General features: G+C 62.1%; 9 protein-coding genes. 5 read left to right on the forward strand and 4 right to left on the reverse strand.

The window, feature by feature from the left end; genetic code table 11:
• Nucleotides 1–354: 354 nt before the first annotated feature.
• The 3 genes from JFN93_RS25980 (at nt 355) to JFN93_RS19235 (ending at nt 4,361) form a co-directional block, all read left to right on the forward strand.
• Nucleotides 355–2,127 carry a caspase family protein gene (locus tag JFN93_RS25980; RefSeq protein WP_199385754.1) on the forward strand — a complete coding sequence of 591 codons (1,773 nt, stop codon included), beginning with the start codon at nt 355–357 and terminating at the stop codon, nt 2,125–2,127.
• 171 nt (nt 2,128–2,298) lie between these two features.
• Nucleotides 2,299–3,864 carry an AlkA N-terminal domain-containing protein gene (locus JFN93_RS19230; protein ID WP_199385755.1) on the forward strand — a complete coding sequence of 522 codons (1,566 nt, stop codon included), beginning with the start codon at nt 2,299–2,301 and terminating at the stop codon, nt 3,862–3,864.
• On the forward strand, nt 3,861–4,361 hold the full coding sequence (locus tag JFN93_RS19235) for a methylated-DNA--[protein]-cysteine S-methyltransferase (RefSeq protein WP_199385756.1): 501 nt from the start codon (nt 3,861–3,863) through the stop codon (nt 4,359–4,361). The genes JFN93_RS19230 and JFN93_RS19235 overlap by 4 nt, the downstream gene beginning before the upstream one ends.
• A 284-nt stretch (nt 4,362–4,645) precedes the next feature.
• Here the strand turns inward: JFN93_RS19235 and JFN93_RS19240 are convergent, their stop codons facing one another.
• The 4 genes from JFN93_RS19240 to JFN93_RS19255 form a co-directional block, all read right to left on the reverse strand.
• Nucleotides 4,646–5,122: a hypothetical protein gene (locus JFN93_RS19240; RefSeq protein ID WP_199385757.1), complete on the reverse strand. Its 477-nt coding sequence runs from the start codon at nt 5,120–5,122 to the stop codon at nt 4,646–4,648.
• 169 nt (nt 5,123–5,291) lie between these two features.
• The gene (locus tag JFN93_RS19245) at nt 5,292–5,801 is read right to left on the reverse strand and encodes a hypothetical protein (protein ID WP_199385758.1); all 510 of its coding nucleotides are present in this window, start codon (nt 5,799–5,801) and stop codon (nt 5,292–5,294) included.
• 280 nt (nt 5,802–6,081) lie between these two features.
• The gene (locus tag JFN93_RS19250; protein ID WP_199385759.1) at nt 6,082–7,107 is read right to left on the reverse strand and encodes an energy-coupling factor ABC transporter permease; all 1,026 of its coding nucleotides are present in this window, start codon (nt 7,105–7,107) and stop codon (nt 6,082–6,084) included.
• Between the two features lie 129 nt (nt 7,108–7,236).
• On the reverse strand, nt 7,237–7,413 hold the full coding sequence (locus JFN93_RS19255; RefSeq protein ID WP_199385760.1) for a twin-arginine translocase TatA/TatE family subunit: 177 nt from the start codon (nt 7,411–7,413) through the stop codon (nt 7,237–7,239).
• 447 nt (nt 7,414–7,860) lie between these two features.
• Between JFN93_RS19255 and JFN93_RS19260 the strand changes: the two genes are divergently transcribed.
• A complete protein-coding gene (locus JFN93_RS19260; RefSeq protein WP_199385761.1) occupies nt 7,861–9,228 on the forward strand; it encodes a sigma-54-dependent transcriptional regulator in 1,368 nt (455 codons plus the stop codon).
• Entirely contained in the window at nt 9,225–11,210 is a 1,986-nt protein-coding gene (locus tag JFN93_RS19265; RefSeq protein ID WP_199385762.1) for a cache domain-containing protein, read from the forward strand. Before JFN93_RS19260 ends, JFN93_RS19265 begins: the two co-directional genes overlap by 4 nt.
• The last annotated feature ends 127 nt before the right edge of the window (nt 11,211–11,337 follow it).

The raw sequence follows: 11,337 nt of genomic DNA on the forward strand, positions 1-11,337 counted from the left end.
CCGCGAGCCACGGCGGGCGCAAAGAGAGGGACTCGTTCGCACCTGGGAAGGTGCTCCTTAATAATGGAGGCCGTTGCCTATCCTGTGGGAGCGCCATTCCTGGCGGGAACCGCCGGAGGCGGGGATTCGGTCGCGGTTTTATTCGCGCCTGGAAAGGCGCTCCCACCGGGTTGGGCGCTGTCTTGGTTTTTTGAACCAGCTTGATCGCGACAGGAATGTCGCTCCTACACGATTGGCAGGAATGTCGCTCCTACACGGTTGGCGGACACATTCGCGTCCGGGAAGGTCGATCCTCCATGGATGGGGGGCGATATTCCGCCCGTATCACTTGCTACAACAGGAGGAGACTGATTCGTGCGAAGGTTATTTGCTTCCCTTGCTTGCGGTATCGTCTTTGCCGGCGCCGCTTTGGTGTCGGCCGCCGACACCCCGCCGGAATCCGGCAGCGGCGCCGGCCCGGCCCAGACTACGGTCCTGCCGGCCACGCCCCAGGAACAGCCGGCACCGGCTAACGAACTTCCGGCTCCTGGTGCCGATCAGGCAGCCCCGGGCTCCCCGACGGAGCAGGCCGCACCGGCCGCGTCGTTGCCTGCCGCGGTCCCGACCGGGCCGCTGGAGCGGGGATTGGCGAATTTTCAGGCCAAACGGTATCCGGAGGCGCTCGCCGCCTTGAATGCTGCTGTCGAAAAGGACCCCCAGGCGAAGGATGCCCTCCTTACCCTCGGCATCATGCACGAACAGGGGCTGGGCGTCGCCCAGAACCATGTCGAGGCGGCCCGTTACTACCGGCGCGCCTGGAAAGCAGGGAGCCCCGAGGCCTACGAAAGGCTTTCCGCGCTCTACCACCAGGCGACCAAGCCGGAGGACCAGAAGGTCACCAAACCTTCCGAACCTCCTGCCACCCCTTCGGCACAAGCTGCGGCTGCTGTCCCCGAAAAAATCGTCCTGGAACTTCCTGCCGAGGCTCTGCTCAAGCTTTACCCCGAGATGAAAGATGCCCCCAAGGAGGCCAAGTACCAGCTGGCGGTGAGCTGCGAAAAAGGGTGCGCCAACCTGCAGGCTCAGGCCCAGGAAATGGCCCAGGAACTGGGGGCGACGGTCCTGCCTGCTCAAGAGGGTGGTGCTGCGGTTTCACGGTCGGCGGATCAGACGAACGAGGAGGTTAAGATCAAGCGGGCGCTCCGTTCCCGGAAGCTGTCGATCGAAGACGGTGCGAACCCCGACGAGCTCACTATCAACGTGACCTGCACCGGCTGGTGCAATGCGATCAAGAAGGTCGCCCAGGCGGTCATCGCCGTCTTTGAGGCGGCGACCGGTTCCGGCACCGCCGAGCGCGCCGCGGGGACTTTCGTTTCGGCCGGGGCTTCCGATACCCGCGCCCTTTCGGCCAAGTTCTCCCAAGGGAAAAGCTACGCCCTCATCATCGGCATCAACGAATACAAGAACATCAACAAGCTCAAAAATGCGGTTAACGACGCCAAGGTGATGGACGAGGTGCTCCGCGACTACTACGGCTTCCAGAACACCGTACTCATCGACCAAAACGCCACCCGGGACAACATCATGAAGGCGCTCAACGACCTGCGCAAGACGCTGACCGAAAACGACAGCCTCATCATCTTCTATTCCGGCCACGGCGAATTCAGCAAGGAGACGGGGACCTCCTATTGGCTGCCGGTCGACGCGGCGATCGACGACAATACCAAGTGGCTCGAATCGCGCAGCATCTCGGACCAGCTCAAGCTGATCAGCTCCAAGCATGTCCTCATCATCGCCGACAGCTGCTATTCCGGGACCATGACCCGCGCCTCCGAGGTCAATCTCTCCGGCAATGCCACCCGCGAAAACTATCTCAACAAGCTCTTCACCAAGCCCTCCCGGGTGCTGATCGCAAGCGGCGGAAACGAGCCGGTCACCGATGCCGGCGGTCAGGGGCACTCGATCTTCTCCGACGTTTTGATCCGCGCCCTGAAGGAACCCTTTGCCGGTGTCTTCACCGCCGAAGAGCTGATGACCCGTCACCTCAAGGAAGCGGTAGCCGGCCGCACCGAGCAGACCCCGGAATACAAGGTCGTGCGCAACTCCGGCCACGACGGCGGAGACTTCATCTTCGTCAAGAAGAAGTAGACAGCTTCGACAAGCCATTAAAAGAAGGAGCCAGATGTTGGCTCCTTTTTTTGTCTGTGGCCTCCTCGTCCCCGGGTCACGGGGCCTTCGCTTTCTCCGTCATGATGATGTCCGAAAACAGCTAGTCTTTGTCCCCGAACTGCGGTAACAATGGGGTTCGAGGTGAATCATATGGTAGCCAACCTTCTGGAAAATTTACCGAAGAGCGCCCAGCCCGCGGGCCTTCCGCTCGATCATGCCGCCTGTTACGAGGCGATGCGGGCCCATGATGCGCGCTTTGACGGCCGCTTTTTCTGCGGCGTCTCTTCAACCCACATCTACTGCCGTCCGATCTGCCGGGTGAAGCTCCCGAAGTCCGAGAACTGCACCTTTTTCCCCAGCGCTGCCGCGGCGGAAGCGGCCGGTTATCGCCCGTGCCTGCGTTGCCGCCCCGAGATTGCGCCGGGGCTTTCCCCGACCGACGCCCCGGCCCGGCTGGCCCGCAAGGCGGCACGAGAGATCGAGGAGGACAGCTTGGCCGACCGGTCCCTGGCGGAGTTGGCGGGCTCGCTCGGTATCTCCGACCGGCACCTGCGCCGGCTGTTTTTCGATACCTACGGGGTGAGCCCGGTTCAGTACCTGCAGACCCGTCGGCTCTTGCTGGCCAAGGCGCTCCTCACCGACACGGAGCTGCCGGTAACCGAGGTGGCGATGACGGCCGGTTTTGGCAGCATCCGGCGCTTCAACGATCTCTTCAGAAGCCGCTACCGGCTCACGCCCGCCAATTTCCGCAAGGCGGGGGCTGCCGAAGAAAAGGGGGCGCTGAACGGGGCCGAGCCGGATGCGGTGACCCTTTTCCTCGGGTACCGGCCCCCCTTTGCCTGGGACATCCTCCTGTCGTTTTTCGCTTCCCGTGCCATTCCGGGGGTGGAGGTGGTCCGGGATGGTTGCTACCGCCGGACCGTCGCTATCGCGAAAGGGGAGACCGTCTATCGCGGCTGGATTTCGGTCTCGGACGTGCCGCGGCGAAATGCGGTAGCCGTCATCGTGGCGGCAACCCTGCTTCCGGTACTCCCCCAGGTACTGGCGCGACTGCGGCAGCTTTTGGATTTGGACTGCAACCCGGAGGTGGTGGCGCGGAGCCTGGCGACGTTGGCACGGGTCTCATCCTCCCTCCCGGTGGCAGGGATCCGGCTGCCGGGCGCGTTCGATCCCTTCGAGAGCGTGGTCCGAGCGGTGCTGGGGCAACAGGTTACCGTGAAGGCGGCGCGCACCCTGGCGACCAGGATAGTCGGTACTTTCGGCAACCCGGTGGCGACGCCGTTTCCCGAACTTACCGGCACCTTCCCGTCGCCGGAAGCAATAACGTCCTTGGAGGGGACCATCGAGGACCGGTTCGGGCCGCTGGGGATCATCGGCTCACGGGCCCGTTCCATTCTCGCCCTGGCTCGTGGTATGGTGAGCGGCGACTTGGTCCTCAAGCCGGCCGCCGACCCCGGCGCGGAAATGAAGAAGCTCCTGGGTATCCCGGGGTTCGGCGCCTGGACCGTGCAGTACGTTGCCATGCGGGTGCTGGGTTGGCCGGATGCGTTTCCGGCGGCCGATTACGGGGTGAAAAAGGCCCTGTCGGCGCTCCCGCCGGCTGAGGTGTCGGAACTGGTGCAGGGATGGAGCCCCTGGCGCTCCTATGCAACCGTTTCGCTGTGGCATGCCCTGGCGCTTGCGGAGCCCGCCGGGGCGAAGGAGATGAAGAAATGATCTACACCTGTACTATCGATACCCCGCTGGGCGCCATGACGGCGGCTGCCGAAGACGGCGCCGTCATCGGATTGTGGTTTGTCGGGCAGAAGTATTATCCGCGGCAGACCGAAGATTGGATCGTCGATCCCGCTCATCCCGCCCTTGCCGCGCTGAGGGACGAACTCGACCGTTATTTCGCCGGTGCGCGTTTCTCCGGTGCGGTCCGGTTGGCGCCGAAGGGGTCTGTCTTCCAAAAGGCGGTCTGGGAGGTACTGGCCGGCATTCCCTATGGTGAGACGATGACCTACGGTGAGATTGCGCGGACCATTGCCGGTTCGCGCGGGATGGATTCCATGTCGGCGCAGGCGGTGGGGGGCGCGGTTGGCCACAACCCCATCTCGATCATCATCCCGTGCCATCGGGTGATGGGGTGTGGCGGCAAGCTCACCGGCTACGCCGGAGGGGTGGAGCGGAAAGAGGCGCTGCTGCGGCTGGAAGGGAACGTTTGCAGCTGAACCGAGGCGGCTCGTCCCCTGTTGGAAGGCAATTCAGTGGGAAGGCAATTCAGTGGGATTCTGTGGGAGCGCCATTCCTGGCGCGAACCGCCGCAGGCGGTAACGGTTATTTCGATTGATTGCGCCTAGCAAGCAGTTTCCCTGTGGTAGGCGCTACCTTGCTGTTCACAAAACTCATTCGCGCCAGGAATGGCGCTCCCACAGGGTATGTTCGCTGGCCCCAAAAAAAGGCCACCTCTTTCGAGGGTGGCCTTTTTTTATCACTCCAAGTTGTGCCACTAATGCTACATGTCCTGGCCGCGGCCGTGGCCCTTGCCATGCCCTTTGCCATGGCCTTTTCCTTTACCCGGACTGTCGTCGCCGGCGGAGCCGGCCGGCTGGCCGGTCAGGGAGAGGTTGCCGGCTTTAAGGGCGTGGAATTCGGCAGATCCCGGCTTGATCCCCAGTTCCTTGGCGATGGCACCCCAGCCCTTTTTCTTGTTCGGCTTGTACACGGTGAGAACCCGGTCCGGAGTTTTCTGAGCCATCTGGCCGAGCTGGAACACCATGAAGGCATCCGCCGGTTGCTCAACGGTCTGAATCACGGCCTGGACTTTGGGGATAGGTACGTTGAACTGAGTGCTTATCTTGGCAGAAAAACCGCCCATGTCCGCCTTCGCCGTGACATTGAGCTGGGACAAAAAGGTGTCGAGATCATACGCCCAGGAAGCAATGGGGGCGAGCAGTAACGCGGATAGAGCCACAACCAGCAAACGTTTCATCTTGTTACCTCCGGATCTGTGAATTTGTTTCCTTATTAGAGAAGGAACACGGCTGGTAACTGTAGACCCGAATCGATTGCTTGGCAATACAAATGGAAAAGGATTGCCGCATTACACGACAATCCTTTTATCCAGTTATTTATTCAGTGAATACAGTGAAACGGTTTCGCTAATTCTTGTTCCGTCGTTGGGGCACCGGTGCTTTCTCGGGTTTGAGAATGGAGAGACCCAAGAGAAGAAAGAGGCCGAGAGTCTGGAATGCCGCGGCAATCGAGCCGGCCAGCCAGTGGCGGTGATAACCGAGGTCGGTCTCGAAATCCAGGCCCGCCGGGAGCAACGTTCTCAGGTCGGGTGCCAGCCAGAAGGCCCCGAAAAGGAGGAGGATGGCGGTGATGATGCACTTTTCCTTGATCCAGCGGTGTTTGCTCCAACCCCAGCGGCGCAGGTAGCAGAGGGTGACCCCGGAAGTCGCCGAGATTCCGGCCGAAGGGATGATGAGGTAGTCGTCGACGGCGATGATCGACCGCTGCAGGACTTCGGCTTCTTCCTGGCCGGTGGGGGCGCCGGCGAGTTTGAGCAGGATGAGGACGGCAAGCCCGCCGCCGATCCACCCGCAGGCGGAAATCCAGTGGAGCGTTCTCAAGGTGTTGATGACGTAGGTGGTGATTGCAGATGGCATGACACGTTCTCCTTGTCCGGTGTTACGTCTCATTAGGAGCAAGGGTGGTGCCATTTTAAGGAACGATGTCGTATACCTTGGAATGTGTTGAAAAGTTAGGACGTTGCAGCGGTATCGGGGAGGCGGAACTGTGCCGGTGGGGCTATTTCGGGGTGTGCGTATACAAAACAGTGGCACACATCTTTGAACAGGTGTGCGCTTTCTGGCACACATTGGAGGGGGGCTTCGCCGATCCGACCGATCAGGCGGGTCAGTCGGATCGGCTAAGGGAGGGAGCGGTTCAGGCCGATTTTCTTTTCAGGAAAAAGACGCAGCTAAAGGCTATGACCAGGGTGGTCACGGTTCCGGCGAGCCCGGCCAATCCCGAACCGCTGCTCAGCGCCGGGTTGTCGTGCGGCTTGTTGGGGGCTGTCTTGTTCTGGGAGACCGGCAGTTGGTAGCCGGGGAACAGGCTCGTTTTCTCCTGGAGCGACCCCAGCAATCGGTGGGTGGCGCGAGCCGGAGGCGGGAGTTCGGTCTTGCCGGTGAGCTTGGTGACGGCCCATTCCAACCCGTCCGGCGCGGCCGATGCGTAGCCGGAGAGAACCCCGCCGGTGATGAGCGCGGCAGCCAGGATGGCAAAACTTGCGGCACGCAGCCGCGCCGTCGCTGCGCGGCTTTCCTTGCGGTCGAGCTTGACCATCCCCGGATGCAGTTTGGCAAAGGAGGAGACAATGGCGATGGTGGCCGCCCCTTCCACCAGCCCGATCGCGAGGTGGATCGGCTGCATGAAAAGGAGAAAGGTCGCCAAGGGGAGGGCGGCTATCCCGGAGAGCCAGCTCTCCAGCACGACCGAAAAGGCACCGAGCTGCAGGGAAAGCACCGACGTCGCCATGATCGCGAAGTTGAGCCGGAACCTCTGCGTGCCGTCCCCGGCGAGCGGGGTGAAGAGCCAGGGGAAGACCAGGAAGCAGGGGATGAACCCCATGTTGAAGAGGTTGCACCCAAGGGCGAGCAGGCCGCCATCGGCGAAGAACAATGCCTGCACCACCAGGACGGAGGCAATGGCGAGAAAGGCGGCGTAAGGGCCAAGAAGGGTCGCCAGCAGGATGCCCCCGGTGAGATGCCCGCTGGAGCCGGTCCCGGGGATGGCGAAGTTGATCATCTGGGCCGCGAACAAAAACGCCCCCAAAACCCCCATCAGGGGCGTCACCGACTGGTCCGCGTCCTGGCGCAGTTTCGCCGAACTGCGCGCGACGGCGGCCGCGGAAACGGCCCACATGGTGCCACCGACGGCGGGGGATAGCAGGGCATCTGCCATGTGCATGTACGGGAACCTCCAGGGAATATCAAACCCCATCCTCACCCTGGCCCTCTCCTTGAAGGAGAGGGGACGTGATGGCCAACGGAGAGGTGCTGACGAGACTGCTCGTCTGTTCAGCGCCGGATCGGCGACTTACTTGCTCTCCGGCTCTTCGTTGATCTTGATGACGTCGTCGCCGGTGGCGGCTTTCTTGAAGTTCCTGATTCCGCTGCCGAGCGCCTGGCCCAGCTGGGGCAACTTGGCCGGCCCGGCCACGACGAGGGCGATTACCAGGACGATGATCATTTCCGGCATTCCAAATCCAAACATCTCTTTTCTCCTGTTCTGGGGTTTGTATTTTTGTGTTTACACTTCGGCGTGATTCTTGAAGCATCCCAAGCGCTGCCTAGCGGTGTCGTATACGGCACTTGCCGTGCCAAGAACTCCGTTGACGGAAAAAATTCCGAAACCTTTGTAATCTCAAGGGAATACCGGGGGCGCCCCCGGAGCTCCCCCCGCCGCAGGATTGGGCATTTTGGGCGGAATGTGTCATTTTGTCCGGGTGATGTATCTTTTTGACGCGATCGTTGCGGCACACCAATGAAAGGGCCGGGGGGCAGCGTATTTCCGGTGGTCGAAACAGCGCCTCCCTCATTTCCTCTGTACCGGGGAGGGGGACCGGTGCTAATATCGCGCCGTCCCGGGTTTTTTTCAGAGGTTACCGCTGCAACGATATACCCACCCGGACCGTAGCCCGGACCAGGAAGGACCATGTAGATGGCTCAGCGCAAAATCTTGATATGTGATGACGAAGAGGGAATCCTCCGCTACTTGAGCAAGCTCTTGAAGACGCAGGGATACCTGGTTGAGACCTTCACCAACGGCAACGAACTGCTGGCCCGGCTCAAAGAGGGGGAGCCTGCGGATGCCGACCTGCTGATCCAGGATGTGAGGATGCCCGATTTGGACGGGATTTCGGTCTTGCGCGAGGTCACCCGGATCAAGCCGGGAATGCCGGTGATCATGATCACCGCATTCGGCACCATCGACGCCGCGGTCGAGGCGATCAAGATCGGCGCCTACGACTACGTCACCAAGCCCTTTCCCCAGGAAAAGATCGTCAGCATGGTGAAAAATGCCCTGGAAAAGGAAGAACTGGTCCAGGAAAACCGTGCCCTCAAGTCGGAATTGGAACGCCCGATCCAGCAGGATTCCATCATCTTCCAAAGCGCGGCGTTCCGCGAGATTTACGAGATGACCCTTCAGGTGGCCTCCAGCGAGGCCAACATCCTGATCCTGGGGGAGTCCGGGACCGGCAAGGAGCTCATCGCCGGGGCGATTCACTACAACAGCAGCCGCCGGGCGAAGCGCTTTCTCTCCATCAACTGCGCGGCACTCGCCGAAAACCTCCTGGAAAGCCAGCTCTTCGGGCACGTCCGGGGCGCCTTTACCGGCGCCATCACCGCCCAAAAGGGGCTCCTGGAGGAGGCGGACGGCGGGACCCTCTTTCTGGACGAGATCGGCGACATGAGCCTCCCGATCCAGGCGAAGCTCCTCCGGGTGATCCAGCAGGGCGATTTCATCCCGGTCGGCGCCACCAAATCCAAGAGCGCCGACATCCGGTTCGTCGCCGCGACCAACAAGAAACTGGAGCACGAGGTCCGGGCCGGGAAATTCCGGGAGGACCTCTACTACCGGCTCAACGTGATCAGCATCCAGCTCCCGCCGCTGCGCGACCGTCTCGACGACGTCGTCCCCCTGGTCACCCATTTCCTGAAGAAACACTCGCAACGGATGAAGAAGGAGGTGACCGGGATCACCCCGGACGCGCTCAGGGTGCTGCTCGACTACGACTGGCCCGGGAACATCCGCGAGCTGGAGAACGTCATCGAGCGGGCCGTGATCCTGGCGCGCTCCGAATTGGTCACCGCCAAAGAGCTCCCGATGTGGAAAAAGGAGGCCGAAGCGGCTCCCGTAAAGCGTGACGTCCCCCTGGTGTCGCTGGAATCCATGGAAAAAGACCATATCGCCCGCACCCTGGCCGATACCGGCTACCACAAGAGCAAGTCCGCCCTGATCCTGGGAATTTCCCGCCGGACCCTGGACCGCAAGATCGCCGAGTACGGCATCGCCTTTCCCGAATGAAACTGTCCGAGTTCCGCTTCGAGATCAAGACCAAGCTGACCGTGGCGACGCTGATCCCGCTGATGGTCGCCATCTTTTTCTGCTACCTCGCCGGCATCTTCATCCTGAACGCGAAGGTGGCCGGCCAGGCCCAGGAGAAGGTGCGCAACGACCTGAACGTGGCCCGGGAGGCGTACCAGAACGAGCTCTCCCGCATCTACGACGTGATCCGCTTCACCTCGCAGTTCGGAAGTACCGCGGCGGCCATTGACGCGGGGGACCGTGCCGCGATCGAGCAGTTCCTGGCGCCGGTGAGGCTGCGCGAACACCTGGACGTCATGGTTGCCGTGGACGGTTACGGGCGGGTGATCTACCGGGCCAACAATCCTGCGGTTTACGGCGACCTCAAAAATACCGACCAGTACGTCACCCGGCCGCTGAAGGGGGAGACGGTCTACGGGACGACGGTGATCCCGGCGGCCATGCTGGCCCGCGAGGGTGCCGACCTGGTGCGCCAGGCCCGGGTGGCGGTGCGGGAAACGCCCCAGGCGCTTCCCTCCAGCGAAGCCGAGCGGGAGGACGGGCTCTTTCTCATGGTCGGGGTCCCGGTGCGGGACCGGCTCGGAGCGATCGTGGGGGCGATCTACGGCGGGGTGCTCTTAAACAACAACAACGCCCTGGTGGACAAGATCAAGGGGATCGTCTACGAGACCGACAAGAACCAGGGCAAGTCCTTCGGCAGTGCCACCATCTTTCTCGGCGACGTGCGGGTGGCGACCAACGTCGCCGACAACAGCGGCGCCCGCGCTATCGGCACCAAGATGTCGGCGGACGTATACAAGAAGGTCATCCTCACCGACGCCAAATGGGTAGGGCGCGCCTTCGTGGTGAACGACTGGTACCTGACCGCCTACCAGCCGATCCACTCGCTGCAGGGGGTGCCGATCGGCGCGCTCTACGTCGGGATGAAGGAGAACCAGTACTCCTCGGTCAAGACCGACATCACCCTGCTCTTGAGTATCGTCGTCATCCTGAGCGCCCTGATCGGGGTGGGGGTTTCCTCCATCCTGGGGGGAAGACTGGCCCAGCCGGTGAAGAGCCTGGCGCTTCTGGCCCGGCGCCTGGCGGCCGGGGAGCGCGAGGTGCACTCGGACATCGCCTCGCGCGACGAGATCGGGGACCTTGCCGGCAATTTCAACGAGATGAGCCAGGCGCTCCGCGAGCGGGAGGACCGGATCATCGAGCTGAACCGCAACCTGGAGCAGAAGGTCGCGGAGCGGACCTCGGAACTGGAGGAGAACAACCGCCTGCTGATCCAGACCCGCGAGGAACTCTTGCGGGTGGAAAAACTCGCCGCCATCGGCGAGCTCGCCGCCGGGGTGGCCCACGAGATCAACAACCCGATGGCGATCATCCGGGGCAATACCGAACTCCTCCAGCTTTCGCTTCCCGAGGACGATCCGAACCGCGAAGAGGTGGAGACGATCTTTGCCCAGGTGAAGCGGGTGGAACGGATCGTTTCCAACCTTTTGATCTTCGCCCGGCGGGAGCGGCGGGAGCTCGGCACGGTGCGGCTGAACGCGCTGCTGCACGAGATCGTGGGGCAAATCGGGTACCAGGTGCCGCTGGAGGGGATCGAAATCGTGGAGAACTACGACGCCGACGCCGCCCAGGTCGGCGGCGACAGCCATCAGCTGAGCCAGGTGTTCACCAACCTGGTGGTAAACGCCATCCAGGCCATGCCCAAGGGGGGAGTGCTGACCGTGGAGACCGCGCGGGGCAAAAACGGCGGCGGTTTCGTGGTGCGGGTCTGCGACACCGGGGAGGGGATCCCTCCGGAAAACCTGAGCCAGATCTTCAACCCCTTTTTCACCACCAAGCGAAGCGGCACCGGGCTCGGGCTTTCGGTCACCTACGGGATCGTCAAGGAGCACGGCGGGTCGATCGAGGTGGAGAACCTGAGCCAGGGCGGCTGCTGCTTTTGCGTGAGTCTGCCGGAGTGAGGCTGGGCCCTGCCGGGGCTTGAAGTCCCCCTTTGCAAAGGGGGATTTAGCCAGTGTTGTCCGGTTAGCTTTTTGCTTTAAAAAAGTTGTTCAGTACAGTCATTTTTTTCTTGACGTCTGCGTAGAA

It is taken from the genome of Geomesophilobacter sediminis (assembly GCF_016458275.1).
Classification (GTDB): domain Bacteria; phylum Desulfobacterota; class Desulfuromonadia; order Geobacterales; family Geobacteraceae; genus Geomesophilobacter; species Geomesophilobacter sediminis.